The sequence below is a fragment of the Streptomyces sp. NBC_00299 genome (assembly GCF_036173045.1).
Classification (GTDB): Bacteria; Actinomycetota; Actinomycetes; order Streptomycetales; family Streptomycetaceae; genus Streptomyces; species Streptomyces machairae.
In genome coordinates this window covers 8,588,334-8,600,339 of record NZ_CP108039.1, presented here as the reverse complement: position 1 = coordinate 8,600,339, position 12,006 = coordinate 8,588,334, and the positions used below count along the sequence as shown (strand labels likewise).

Here is a 12,006-nt window from a genome sequence, read left to right as displayed (position 1 = left end):
GACCTACCTCCCTGGACTTAGGTTAACCTAACCTAATTCTCTACAGACCCTAGCCTCCGCGGCGCAGCGCCGTCCAGATCACACCCCCAGGCTTGACCCCGATGAATCATTAGGCAAGCCTTTCCTAAACAGCAGGCGGGAGTTGAGGATGCTCGACGGTTGGGTGCCCTGGCCGGAGCCGTTGGCCGAGAAGTACCGCGCAGAGGGCTACTGGGAAGGCCGGCCGCTGGACCGGCTGCTGAGGGACAGCGCCGAGCGCACACCGCACCGGACCGCGCTCGTCGACGCCGACGGCAACCGGTGGACCTACGCCGAACTCGATCTGCGCGCCGACCGCATGGCGGCGGGACTACGCCGGCTCGGCATCGCCGGCGGGGACCGTGTGGTCGTCCAACTGCCCAACACGGACGCCTTCGTGGTGCTCTTCTTCGCGCTGCTGAGGGCGGGCGCGATACCGGTGCTCACCCTGCCCGCGCATCGCGAGAGCGAGATCGTGCATGTCGCCGAGGTGTCCGGCGCGACGGCGTACGCGATCCCGGATCTGCACGACGGCTTCGACCACCGCGCGCTCGCCCGGGGCCTGCGCAAGGCGGTGCCCGGGGTCGAGCACGTGCTGGTGGCGGGCGACGCCGCGGAGTTCACCGCGCTCGCCGACATCGACGCCGACCCGGTCCCGCCGGCCGTGCCCGATTCCGGCGATGTGGCGGTCCTGCTGCTGTCCGGCGGCACGACAGGCAAGCCGAAGCTCATCCCGCGCACCCACGACGACTACGCGTACAACGTCCGTGCGAGCGCGGAGGTCTGCGGCTTCGGCCGGGACACCGTCTATCTGGTGGTGCTGCCGACCGCGCACAACTTCGCGCTGGCATGTCCCGGTCTGCTCGGCACCCTGATGGCGGGCGGCACCGTGGTGCTCTCCCCCACGCCGAGCCCCGAGGACGCCTTCGCGCTGGTCGAGCGGGAGAAGGTCACCGCCACCGCCGTGGTCCCGCCGATCGCGCTGCTGTGGCTCGACGCCGTCGAGTGGGAGGAGGCCGACCTCTCCTCGCTGAGCCTGCTCCAGGTCGGCGGCTCCAAGCTGGGCGCCGAACCCGCCGCCCGGGTCGAACCGGCCCTCGGCTGCACGCTCCAGCAGGTCTTCGGCATGGCCGAGGGTCTGCTCAACTACACCCGGCTCGACGATCCGCCCGAGCTGGTGATCGGCACTCAGGGCCGCCCGATGTCGCCCGCCGACGAAGTCCGCGTCGTCGACGAGGAGGACCGCGACGTCCCTCCCGGCGCGAGCGGCGAGTTGCTCACCCGCGGCCCGTACACCCTGCGCGGCTACTACCGCGCCGCCGAACACAACACCCGCGCCTTCACCACCGACGGCTACTACCGCACCGGCGACCTCGTGCGGGTCCTGCCCTCCGGGCATCTGGTCGTGGAGGGCCGGGCCAAGGACCAGATCAACCGGGGCGGCGACAAGATCTCCGCCGAGGAGCTGGAGAACCACATCCTCGCCCATCCCGCCGTGCACGACGCGGCGGTGGTCGGCATGCCCGACGAGACGATGGGCGAGCGCACCTGCGCCTACCTCGTCCCGCGCGGACAGCCCCCGATGCAGCGGGAGTTGGCCGCGTTCCTCACCGAGCGAGGGGTCGCCGCGTACAAGCTCCCCGACCGGGTGGAGGTCATCGAGGCCTTTCCCCGGACGTCGGTAGGAAAGATCGACAAGAAGGCGCTCGGCCGGCTCATCGCCGAACGCCTCCGCGCGGAGGGCATCGGTGGCAACTGAGGCCGGCAGGGCCCCACTTGTACGGACGGACAAGCGACCTACCAGGCGCCGCAACTCGACCCGCACCCTGGCCGTGCTCGGTGCCCTGCTCCTGCTGATCACCGCCGCCGTGCTCAGTCTCGCGGTCGGCTCACGCGCCCTGTCGCCGGGCGTCGTCATGGACGCGCTGCTCCACGACGACGGCTCGACCGCGGCCTCCGTCATCTGGGACGTCCGTGTGCCGCGCACCCTGGCGGGCATCGCCGCCGGAGCCGCGCTCGGCGTCGCGGGCGCGCTCATCCAGGCGCTCACCCGCAACCCGCTGGCCGATCCGGGACTGCTCGGCATCAACGCGGGCGCGGCCACCGGCGTGGTCCTGTCCATCACGGTGCTCGGTATCACGAGCCTGTGGGCCTCGGTGTGGTTCGCCATGCTGGGCGCGGTGGTGGCGGGTCTGCTGGTGTACTCGCTGGCCTCGGGCGGACGCGGCGGTGCCACTCCCGAGCGGCTCGCCCTCGGCGGCGCGGTGATCGCCGCCGTGTTCACCGGCATCAGCCAGACCCTGATGCTGCTCGACGCCCAGGCCCTGGACCAACTGCGGTTCTGGAGCGTGGGTTCGCTCGCCCGGGCCGACGGCGAGACACTGACGACGATCACGCCGTTCGTCGCGGTGGGCCTGGTGCTGGCGCTCGCGCTGGTCCGGCCGCTGAACGCGCTCGCGCTCGGCGACGACGGGGCCAGGGCGCTGGGCGCGCACGTGGACCGGACGCGCTTCCTGGGCCTCGCCGCCATGACGGTGCTGTGCGGCGCGGCGACCTCCGCCGTCGGGCCGCTGGTCTTCGTCGGCCTCGCGGTGCCGCACATCGCCCGCATGATCGCCGGCGCCGACCAGCGCTGGACGCTCCCGCTGTCCCTGCTGCTCGCGCCCGCCCTGCTGCTCTTCGCCGACGTCCTCGGCCGGGTCGTCGTACGCCCCGACGAACTGGACGCGGGTGTGGTCACGGCCGTGGTCGGGGCCCCCGTGTTCATCGCACTGGTCCGCTACCGCAGGACGGTGACGGCATGACGACGCAGGCCCCGCCACGCACCCGTACCCATGTCGTACGGAGCCGCTCGCACCGACTCTCCCTACGCGTGGATGTGCGCGCGGTGACGGTCTGTGTGCTGGTGCTGGTCGCGACCGCCGCGGTCGGTGTCCTCGCGCTCGGCACCGGCGAGTACACGATCTCCCCGCCGGACGTGGTCCGCACGCTGCTGGGGAACGGCAGCCCGCGCACCGACTTCGTGATCAACGACCTGAGGCTGCCCCGACTGCTGACCGCCATCCTCGTCGGCGCGGCACTCGGGCTGAGCGGTGCCCTCTTCCAGAGCCTGACCCGCAATCCGCTGGGCAGCCCCGACATCGTGGGCTTCACCTACGGCTCGGCCACCGGGGGCCTGCTGGTGGTCCTGCTCGTCGGCGGCACCGGCGGCCAGATCGCCCTCGGGGCGGTGGGCGGGGGCCTCGCGACGGCCGTGCTCGTGTATCTGCTGGCGTGGCGGCAGGGCGTCCACGGGTTCCGGCTGGTGCTGGTCGGCATCGGGGTGAGCGCCCTGCTCCAGGGTGTGAACGCCTACTTGCTGGCCAAAGCCCGCTTCACTCAGGCCGCGCAGGCGATGGTGTGGCTCAACGGCAGCCTCAACGGCCGGGGTTGGGGCGACGTCCGACCCGCTGCCGTCGGCCTGCTCGTCGTGCTGCCGCTGGTGGCGCTCGCCGCGAGCAGGCTGCGGATCCTGGAAATGGGCGACGACGTGGCGGGCGGGCTCGGGGTGCCGGTCCAGCGGACCCGGCTGGTGATCCTCGTCCTGGGCACGGCGGCCTGCGCGGTGGCCACGGCAGCCGCCGGACCGATCCCCTTCGTGGCTCTCATCGCCCCCCAGCTGGCCCGCCGGCTCACCCGGGCCCCCGGCCCGAACCTCCTCGCGGCCACCTGCACCGGCGCGCTGCTCGTGGTCGCCGCGGACTTCGCCTCGCAGCGCATCCACGAGTCTGCGCAACTGCCCGTCGGTGTGGTGACCGCGGTCGTCGGCGGGGTGTACCTGGGGCTGCTGCTGCGGAGGCAGCGGCGGGCGGGGCGGATCTGACCCGCCGCTCAGTGCCCGTGCTCCGCGGTCCCGTCCTCGTGTCCGGGCGCCTGTGAGGCGGGCGCCGTCGCCCCTGCCCGCACGGTGAACTCCGCCGTGTGCACCTCCCCTTCGTGCTTGAAGTCGAGGAACAGCCGGTACGAGCCGCTGCTCGGCGCCGTCGCCGTGAACGAGATCGCCGGGCCGGGCCTCGTCCTGCCGTCGCCGGGCTCCCCGTTGGGGTGGACGTGGAGGTAGGCGAGGTCGCCCGAGCGCAGGGCCACCAGGTGGCCGTAGGCGCCGAGGTAGGGCTGGAGGTTGGTGACGGGGTGGCCGCCCCGCGAGACCTTCAGTTTCAGCTCGCTCTCCTTGCCCGGGCGCAGGGCGCCGTCCAGCCGGACCTCGTAGCCATGGACCTTCGCCGTGGTGTTCGGCGCCGGCATCGGCTGCGGCTCGTAGGAGCCGGCGGCGGCCAGGTCCGCGCCGAGGGTGAGGTTCTCGGCGTCCTTCTTCGCCGGGGTGAAGTCGGCGAAGACGCGGTAGCCGCCCGCGCGGGGCAGCTCGACGGGGATGCTCCAGGTGCCGTCGGCGGCGCGGGTGGGGTGCAGGTGGCGATAGGTGTCCAGGTCGCGTGAGGCCACGATGAGGTGGAGTTCCTTCTCGTGCTCGCGCCGGTAGGCGGTGACGGCACGTCCGTCGTCGTCGCGGATGACGAAGCTCAGGTCGGAGCGCTGTCCGGCCGTGACGCCCGGGGTGCGCAGGTCGAGGGTGTAGCCGCCCTCGGAGATCTGCAGCCCGCCGGCCGGCTTCGTCTCGTGCCCGCCGCCGTGCCCGCCGTCCTCCGGTGCCGATGGCGCCTCACTGTGGCTCTCGTGGCGGGCGGGGGCCGGGTCCTCGACGACCGGGTCGACGCCCTTGCCCACACCGTAGGCGGTGCCGAAGGTCGCGGTCAGTGCGGCGGTGAACGCGGTGATCCTCAGTCCGGCATGCATGGCGGTCTCCTGCGGGTCGGTCCTTCGATATGATCCTTCACTGCACTTCACGATACCCCTAGGGGGTATGAAGTCAACCCGGTCCCTCACTTGCCTTGGCTACCCCCTAGGGGTATACATGGACACCGGCAAGGATACCCCTACCCCGTACCCGGGTCGACCGGGACAGTGCCCTTTCGGGAGGAACCCATGACCACCACCACGTACGCCGTGTCCGGTATGAGCTGCGCCCACTGCAAGGCCACGCTCACCAAGGTCATCAGCGAGCTGGACGGCGTCACGGAGGTCGGTGTCGATCTCGCGACCGGCCAGGTCACCGTCACCAGCGCCGGCGAGCCGGACGACGCCCTGATCACCGAGGTCGTCGACGAGGCCGGCTACGAGCTGACCGGCCGCGCCGCCTGACCCGCACCCCGAATCGCCGGGGCCCGGCCGCACCGGGCTCCGCCCGCACCCCGCACGAGGAGCTGGGATGACCACCACCGCGTCCGACCCCACGACCGAGGTAGAGCTCGCCATCGGCGGCATGACCTGTGCCTCGTGCGCGGCGCGCATCGAGAAGAAGCTGAACCGCATGGACGGCGTGACCGCCACCGTCAACTACGCCACCGAGAAGGCGAAGGTCAGCTACGGCGACGACGTGTCCGTCCAGGACCTGATCGCCACCGTGGAGGCGACCGGGTACACCGCGCAGGAGCCGGCGCCGCCCGCACGCGAGGAGGCCGGGAGCGGCGACGGGCCCGATGAACTGCGGCCGCTTCGGGAACGGTTGGTCACCGCAGTGGCGCTCGCGGTGCCGGTCGTCGCGATGGCCATGATCCCGGCCCTGCAGTTCGAGTACTGGCAGTGGCTGTCGCTCACGCTGGCGGCGCCCGTCGTGACGTATGCCGGGTGGCCTTTCCACAAGGCGGCGTTCACCAATCTGCGGCACGGCGCGGCCACCATGGACACGCTGATCTCGGTGGGTACCTCGGCCGCGTTCCTGTGGTCCTTGTGGGCGCTGTTCCTCGGCACGGCGGGCGAGCCGGGCATGACGCACCCCTTCGAGCTGACCATCGCGCGCAGTGACGGCTCCGGGAACATCTATCTGGAGGCTGCCGCCGGTGTCATCGCCTTCATCCTGGCCGGGCGCTATTTCGAGGCCCGCTCCAAGCGCAAGGCGGGTGCGGCACTGAAGGCGCTGCTGGAGCTGGGCGCCAAGGACGTGACGGTCCTGGGTGGGAGCGGCGCCGAACGCGCCATACCCGTCTCGGAGTTGAAGGCCGGCGACCGCTTCCTGGTACGGCCCGGCGAGAAGATCGCCACCGACGGGACCGTCGTCGAGGGCTCGTCGGCGGTGGACGCCTCGATGCTCACCGGCGAGTCCGTGCCGGTCGAGGTGGCCGTGGGCGACCCGGTCACCGGCGCCACGATCAACGCGGGCGGCCGGCTCGTCGTCGAGGCCACGCGCGTGGGTTCCGATACCCAACTCGCCCGGATGGCCCGGATGGTGGAGGACGCGCAGAACGGCAAGGCGGCGGCGCAGCGGCTCGCGGACCGGATCTCCGCCGTGTTCGTGCCGGTCGTGATCACCCTGGCGCTGGCCACCCTCGGCTTCTGGCTGGGCAACGGGGCCGAGCCGGTCGCCGCCTTCACCGCCGCGGTCGCCGTACTGATCATCGCCTGCCCGTGCGCCCTGGGTCTTGCCACGCCGACCGCGCTGATGGTGGGCACCGGACGTGGCGCGCAGCTCGGGATCCTGATCAAGGGCCCGGAAGTGCTGGAGTCCACGCGCAAGGTCGACACGATCGTCCTCGACAAGACGGGCACCGTGACCACCGGCCGGATGACCCTGTTGGCCGTGCACACCGCGGACAACACCGACGAGGCCGAAGTCCTGCGTCTCGCGGGCGCGTTGGAGCACTCCTCGGAGCACCCGATCGCCCGTGCCGTGGCCGACGGGGCACTGCAGAAGCTGGGTTCGCTGCCCACCCCGGAGGACTTCGCGAACGTACCCGGCCTCGGGGTTCAGGGCGTCGTCGACGGACACGCGGTCCTGGTGGGCCGGGAGCGGCTGCTGGCCGACTGGGCGATGGAACTGCCCGAGGAACTGCGGCGGGCCAGGGCGGAGGCGGAGGAGGGCGGTCGTACCGCCATCGCGGTCGCCTGGGACGGTGAGGCGCGGGCGGTCCTGGAGGTCGCCGACGCGGTGAAGAAGACCAGTGCGGAGGCGATCCGGCGGCTGCGCGCCCTCGGGCTCACCCCGATCCTGCTGACCGGCGACAACCGTGCCGTCGCGCACGCCGTGGCCCGCGAGGTCGGGATCGCTCCTGAGGACGTCATCGCCGAGGTGCTGCCGCAGGACAAGGCCGACGTCGTCAAGCGGCTTCAGGACGAGGGCCGTTCGGTCGCGATGGTCGGCGACGGCGTCAACGACGCGGCCGCGCTCGCCCAGGCCGACCTGGGTCTGGCGATGGGCACCGGTACGGACGCCGCGATCGAGGCGGGCGACCTGACCCTGGTGCGGGGCGACCTGCGCGCCGCCGCCGACGCCATCCGGCTCTCCCGCCGGACGCTCGGCACCATCCGGTCGAACCTGTTCTGGGCCTTCGCCTACAACGTCGCCGCCCTGCCGCTCGCCGCGGCCGGCCTGCTCAACCCGATGATCGCCGGAGCGGCCATGGCCTTCTCGTCGGTCTTCGTGGTCGGCAACTCGCTGCGCCTGCGCTCGTTCCGGGCCACGAGCTGAATCGTCACGCAAAGGGGGCGCCGCTCAAGCGGCGCCCCCTTTGCCGTGCGGTCACTCAGCGGCTCATCAGCCGAAGGCCTTCACGGCCTGGTAGTAGGTCCAGGCCGTGCTGTTGCAGGCGGTCTTCGACGCACCGCTGTAGCCGGCGCACACGCGCTTGAGGTCCTCGTAGAAGGCACTGTCGACGCGCGTCTTGTTGGCGCTGAACGTGCCCAGCGCCTTGTAGTTGCGGTAGCCGAAGTCGTGCCGGGCGCAGGACGTGGAGAAGGGGAAGCCGAACGGGTTGTCCGGCGAGGAGGAGCAGTAGTCCGTGGACCAGTCGAAGCCGTACGCGGACCAGGCGGACTGGTTGGAGCGGGCGGCGACCCAGGAGTTGTAGCTCGACGCGCTGGTCTGGGTCCAGTTGGCCAGGACCTGGGGCTTGTCGGCGGGGGCGGCTTCCGCGGCCGTGGCGGTGGCGACGACGGCCATGAGGGAGAGGGCTGATGCGGCGAGACCTGTGGCGAGTGTGCGGTGCATTCCACACCTCCATGAGGCTGCGACCCGCCCGTCGGGTCGCAGGTTCATGACAAGATGATTGACACCCCAACAGTCCTTTTACACCGCAAGCGACCTAATGACCCGTTAACTCTGGGACATGCGAGGAGATCAGGGGATGAATTCGCGCTCCGCGCGGTGAGCCCTCGTCTGCCCGCGCCTACCCTCCCTCCGTACGTCCACGGCGGTGACCGCCAGGGCGAGCGGTCCCGGGGCGAGGAACGCGAGCGGCACCATCATCCAGGCGCACAGCACCGCGGTCGCCACCGCGAGCAGCACCAGGCCGCTGCCGCCCACGTCCTGTACGGAGTCCCGGGCGGCCCCGCGCACGGCCGCACGCCAGTCGGTGAGCGACTCGCGGCGGGCGCAGGCCCTGAGGCCGGTCACGAGGGCACACGCAACGATCGCGGCGGCCGGCACGGCGAACAGCGGCGCACCCGGCAGCCCCGCCCCCGCCAGTGCCAGGTCACCGGCAAGCAGCAGCGCTCCCGCGAGCACCAGGGCGCCCGCCGCCAGGTCGCCGGCCCGCAGTCGCCGCCGTAGCAGCGCGAAGTACCGTCCTGCGGTGGCGGGCCGCTCCTCACGGGCGCCGCGCAGCATCGCGCACGCCGTCGACAGCGCCGCGGGCGCCGTCAGCAGCGGCAGACTGGCCACGGCTGTGGCGAGGCCGACGCTCAGCACGTCGGCGAACAGGGTCATGCGCGGGCCGAACACCTCGCCCGCCTCACGCGACGGCGTCCCACTCGGTCCACTCATGCCGCTCACCCCTTGAGTCCGGAGCTGGCCATGCCCTCCACCAGGAGGCGCTGGAAGGCGAGGAAGAACAGCACGATCGGCAGCAGCGCGATGACGGACAGCGCGAACATCGGGCCGAACGCCGAGGTGCTGGAGGCGTCCACGAACGACCGCAGGGCGAGCGTGAGCGTGAACTTGTCGGGGTCGAAGAGATAGATGAGCTGGGTGAAGAAGTCGTTCCACGTCCAGATGAAGGTGAAGATCGCGGTGGTGATCAGCGCGGGGCGGGTGAGCGGCAGCACGATCTTGAAGAAGCTGCGGAACGGGCCGCAGCCGTCGATACGGGCCGCCTCCTCCAGCTCGCGCGGCAGTCCGCGCATGAACTGCACGATGAGGAAGACGAAGAACGCCTCGGTGGCGAGGAACTTCGGCAGGACCAGGGGCCAGTAGGTGTTCACCAGGCCGAGCTGGTTGAAGATGATGTACTGCGGGATCAGCACCGCGTGATGCGGCAGCATGATCGTCGCGATCATGAACGCGAACAGCGGGCCACGGAAGCGGAAGCGCAGCCGCGCGAAGGCGTAGGCGGCGAGCGAGCAGCTGATCACGTTGCCGAGGACCGCGCCGCCCGCGATCAGCAGCGAGTTGCTCAGCAGCCGCCAGATGGAGACGTCGTTCACGCCGTCCAGAGCGGTCTTGTAGTTGGACCACTCCAGGTGGCTGGGCAGCAGGTTGAGGCTGGCGATGACCTCCTCGGCGGGCTTGAGCGAGGTGGCCAGCAGCCACGCCAACGGGTACAGCATGACCAGCAGCGCGGCCAGGCAGCCGACGTGCAGGGCGATCCGTCCCCGGGCAACGGGCTTGCGGACGCCCGGCGTTGTGGTGGTGGTCATCGGTCCCCCTCGGAGGCGTAGAAGACCCAGGAGCGCGAGGTGCGGAACAGCACCGCGGTGACGGCGCCGATGACGATCAGCAGCACCCAGGCCATGGCGGAGGCGTAGCCCATGTGGGAGGCGACGAAGCCGCGGTCGTAGAGGTACAGGGTGTAGACGAGGGTCGAGTCGGCGGGGCCGCCCTTGCCGGCGCCGATCGCGAAGGCGGGCGTGAAGACCTGGAAGGCCTGGATGGTCTGCAGGACGAGGTTGAAGAACAGGACCGGGGACAGCATGGGCACCGTGACGGACAGGAACTGCCGCCACGTCCCGGCGCCGTCCACGGCCGCCGCCTCGTACAGCTCGCCCGGGATCTGCTGGAGTCCCGCGAGGAAGATGACCATCGGCGCCCCGAACTGCCACACCGTCAGCAGCGCCACGGCCAGCAACGCCCAACCCGGCTTGTTGACCCAGCCGCCGGTGCCGAGCAGGTTGTCCACGGTGCCGCCGTCGTTGAAGATCGCGCGCCAGACGAGGGCGATCGACATCGACGCGCCAAGCAGTGACGGGGCGTAGAACGCGGACCGGTAGAAGCCCTTGCCGCGTTTCATGGACTTCAGGGCGAGCGCGACGCCCAGCGCGAGGGCGAGTTGCAGGGGCACGGCGATCACGACGTACGTCAGCGTGGTCACCACGGAGCGCCAGTAGCGCGGGTCCTCGGTGAACATCTGGACGTAGTTGCGCAGGCCCACCCAGCGCGGCGGGTTGAACAGGTCGTAGTCGGTGAAGGACAGGTACAGCGACACGGCCATGGGCAGCAGGGTCAGGACGAGCGCGCCGAGCACCCATGGAGAGAGGAACACCCAGGCGGGGCCCTGTGCTTCGCGCCTGGGCCGGCGCTTCGGGACCGGGGTGGCCCGCGCTTTCCCGGCGGCGGGCGCGGAGATGTCGGTGGTGGTCATGACCTCAGCTCCGCCTTCGCCTCGGTGACGTAGTTCTCGGCCGCCTCGCTCGGCGACATGCGCTCGTACGACACCTGGTCGTAGTCGCGCTGGAAGGTGGTCTGCAGGGCGTTGTCGCCCGAGGGCGGGGCCTGCGGCGGGTCCTTGAGAGAGCCCTCCAGCAACGCCTGGTAGTCGGCGATCGTCCGGTCGAAGTCCTTGAGCTGCGGCTCGATCGCCTTGCGAATGGACTCGTTGACGGGGATGCCGCGGGTGGCGCCGAGGATCTGAGCCGCCTTCTCGTCGTTGATGAGGAAGTCGACGAGCTGCGCCGCCTCCTTCGGATGGGCGGTGCTGGCGCCGACCCCGAGGAACATCGACGGCTTGAAGTACTGGCCGGGGGTGCCGTCCTCTCCGGACGGCATCGGCGCGAGCGCGACGCCGCTCGGTATGAGGGCGAGGAAACCGCTCGCCGGTGCGTCCCAGTTGGAGTCGGAGATGGCCTCGCCGCGCCCCAGCGGGGTGTTCTCCACGGAGCCGTCGAGCTGGGTGGTCTGCTCGGCGGGCGAGACGACGCCCTCGCGGCGGAGCCCGTCGGTGAAGGTCCACCAGCGGGTCAGGTCGCCGGCCGTGAAGCCGAGCCCGCCGTCCTTGGTGTAGAGGGACTTGCCCTGGCCGCGCAGCCAGACCTCGAAGCAGTCCTCGCTCTGCCCGGGGTCGGTGGCGCCGGGCTTGCCGGTCTTCTCCGTCAGGGCCCGCATGGCGTCGGCCCACTCGCTCCAGGTCCAGCTCCCGCCCGGGAGCGGAACGCCGGACTCCTTCCACGCCTTGACGTCATAGGCGACGGTCTCGGTGCCGCGGCCCTGCGGGATCGCGTACTGCGTGCCGTCCAGCCGCCCGGTCGCGAGCAGGCCCGCGTCGATCTCACCGGTGCGCAGTACGGCCTTCTGCCGAGCGAGGTCGAGCAGGACGTCACCCGAGGCGTACTGGTCGATCTGCCGGTAGTCGAGCTGCATCACATCCGGGGCGTCGCCGCCCGCCGCCTGGGTGGCGAGCTTCTGTTTGTAGGCGTCGTAGGCCGAGAACGACGTCTGCACCTGGACGTTCGGGTGCTGTTTCTCGAACAGGGCGACTGCCTTCTCGGTGCGTTCCGCGCGGTCGGGGTTGCCCCACCACGTGTAGCGCAGCACGACCTTGCCGCTGCCGACCGACTCTCCGGATCCGCCGCAGCCGGCCACCATCGCGCAGAGCACGAGTGCGGCGGCCGACGCGCAGAACCCCTTTGTCCTGTGTCCGGGCATGCCGAGGTCACCTCTCCTTTCCTCGGGCTTTCTGTTGGCCC

11 protein-coding genes are annotated in these 12,006 nt (G+C 71.1%); 5 read left to right on the top strand and 6 right to left on the bottom strand.

From position 1 onward, the window contains the following. Positions 1–148: 148 nt before the first annotated feature. The 3 genes from OHT51_RS38195 to OHT51_RS38185 are packed head-to-tail and all read left to right on the top strand — an operon-like array spanning position 149 to position 3,880. Positions 149–1,777: a (2,3-dihydroxybenzoyl)adenylate synthase gene (locus tag OHT51_RS38195; protein WP_328883471.1), complete on the top strand. Its 1,629-nt coding sequence runs from the start codon at positions 149–151 to the stop codon at positions 1,775–1,777. Next, a complete protein-coding gene (locus tag OHT51_RS38190) occupies positions 1,767–2,822 on the top strand; it encodes a FecCD family ABC transporter permease (RefSeq protein WP_328883470.1) in 1,056 nt (351 codons plus the stop codon). The genes OHT51_RS38195 and OHT51_RS38190 overlap by 11 nt, the downstream gene beginning before the upstream one ends. Continuing rightward, positions 2,819–3,880, top strand: coding sequence for a FecCD family ABC transporter permease (locus OHT51_RS38185; protein WP_328883469.1), 1,062 nt, complete (start codon positions 2,819–2,821; stop codon positions 3,878–3,880). The genes OHT51_RS38190 and OHT51_RS38185 overlap by 4 nt, the downstream gene beginning before the upstream one ends. Positions 3,881–3,888: 8 nt before the next feature. Here OHT51_RS38185 and OHT51_RS38180 read toward each other — a convergent pair whose 3' ends face one another. Continuing rightward, positions 3,889–4,851 carry a hypothetical protein gene (locus OHT51_RS38180; protein WP_328883468.1) on the bottom strand — a complete coding sequence of 321 codons (963 nt, stop codon included), beginning with the start codon at positions 4,849–4,851 and terminating at the stop codon, positions 3,889–3,891. Between the two features lie 189 nt (positions 4,852–5,040). Here OHT51_RS38180 and OHT51_RS38175 point away from each other — a divergent pair, with 189 nt between their 5' ends. Together OHT51_RS38175 and OHT51_RS38170 are read left to right on the top strand one after the other, a co-directional pair. Continuing rightward, complete coding sequence (locus OHT51_RS38175; RefSeq protein ID WP_328883467.1) at positions 5,041–5,256, top strand: heavy-metal-associated domain-containing protein; 216 nt, start codon at positions 5,041–5,043, stop codon at positions 5,254–5,256. A 67-nt stretch (positions 5,257–5,323) separates the two neighbouring features. Continuing rightward, positions 5,324–7,579 (top strand): heavy metal translocating P-type ATPase, encoded by a 2,256-nt coding sequence (locus OHT51_RS38170; RefSeq protein ID WP_328883466.1) that lies wholly within the window; start codon positions 5,324–5,326, stop codon positions 7,577–7,579. 66 nt (positions 7,580–7,645) lie between these two features. On the opposite strand, the gene OHT51_RS38165 is transcribed toward OHT51_RS38170, so the two are convergent. The 5 genes from OHT51_RS38165 to OHT51_RS38145 all read right to left on the bottom strand — a co-directional run bounded on the left by OHT51_RS38165 (position 7,646) and on the right by OHT51_RS38145 (position 11,965). Beyond that, positions 7,646–8,098, bottom strand: a complete 453-nt coding sequence (locus OHT51_RS38165) for a phospholipase (RefSeq protein WP_328883465.1) — start codon at positions 8,096–8,098, stop codon at positions 7,646–7,648. Between the two features lie 129 nt (positions 8,099–8,227). Then, the gene (locus OHT51_RS38160) at positions 8,228–8,872 is read right to left on the bottom strand and encodes a hypothetical protein (protein ID WP_328883464.1); all 645 of its coding nucleotides are present in this window, start codon (positions 8,870–8,872) and stop codon (positions 8,228–8,230) included. A gap of 5 nt (positions 8,873–8,877) precedes the next feature. Then, positions 8,878–9,744: a carbohydrate ABC transporter permease gene (locus OHT51_RS38155; protein WP_328883463.1), complete on the bottom strand. Its 867-nt coding sequence runs from the start codon at positions 9,742–9,744 to the stop codon at positions 8,878–8,880. Further along, on the bottom strand, positions 9,741–10,685 hold the full coding sequence (locus tag OHT51_RS38150) for a carbohydrate ABC transporter permease (protein WP_328883462.1): 945 nt from the start codon (positions 10,683–10,685) through the stop codon (positions 9,741–9,743). The genes OHT51_RS38155 and OHT51_RS38150 overlap by 4 nt, the downstream gene beginning before the upstream one ends. Next, positions 10,682–11,965 (bottom strand): ABC transporter substrate-binding protein, encoded by a 1,284-nt coding sequence (locus tag OHT51_RS38145; RefSeq protein WP_328883461.1) that lies wholly within the window; start codon positions 11,963–11,965, stop codon positions 10,682–10,684. Before OHT51_RS38145 ends, OHT51_RS38150 begins: the two co-directional genes overlap by 4 nt. Positions 11,966–12,006: the final 41 nt, after the last annotated feature.

Excerpts from the sequence above, each read along its gene's own strand:
- OHT51_RS38195 (WP_328883471.1), top strand. The coding sequence starts at position 149 with ATGCTCGACGGTTGGGTGCCCTGGCCGGAGCCGTTGGCCGAGAAGTAC.
- OHT51_RS38185 (WP_328883469.1), top strand. The coding sequence starts at position 2,819 with ATGACGACGCAGGCCCCGCCACGCACCCGTACCCATGTCGTACGGAGC.
- OHT51_RS38180 (WP_328883468.1), bottom strand. The coding sequence starts at position 4,851 with ATGCATGCCGGACTGAGGATCACCGCGTTCACCGCCGCACTGACCGCG.
- OHT51_RS38175 (WP_328883467.1), top strand. The coding sequence starts at position 5,041 with ATGACCACCACCACGTACGCCGTGTCCGGTATGAGCTGCGCCCACTGC.
- OHT51_RS38170 (WP_328883466.1), top strand. The coding sequence starts at position 5,324 with ATGACCACCACCGCGTCCGACCCCACGACCGAGGTAGAGCTCGCCATC.
- OHT51_RS38165 (WP_328883465.1), bottom strand. The coding sequence starts at position 8,098 with ATGCACCGCACACTCGCCACAGGTCTCGCCGCATCAGCCCTCTCCCTC.
- OHT51_RS38160 (WP_328883464.1), bottom strand. The coding sequence starts at position 8,872 with ATGAGTGGACCGAGTGGGACGCCGTCGCGTGAGGCGGGCGAGGTGTTC.
- OHT51_RS38155 (WP_328883463.1), bottom strand. The coding sequence starts at position 9,744 with ATGACCACCACCACAACGCCGGGCGTCCGCAAGCCCGTTGCCCGGGGA.
- OHT51_RS38150 (WP_328883462.1), bottom strand. The coding sequence starts at position 10,685 with ATGACCACCACCGACATCTCCGCGCCCGCCGCCGGGAAAGCGCGGGCC.
- OHT51_RS38145 (WP_328883461.1), bottom strand. The coding sequence starts at position 11,965 with ATGCCCGGACACAGGACAAAGGGGTTCTGCGCGTCGGCCGCCGCACTC.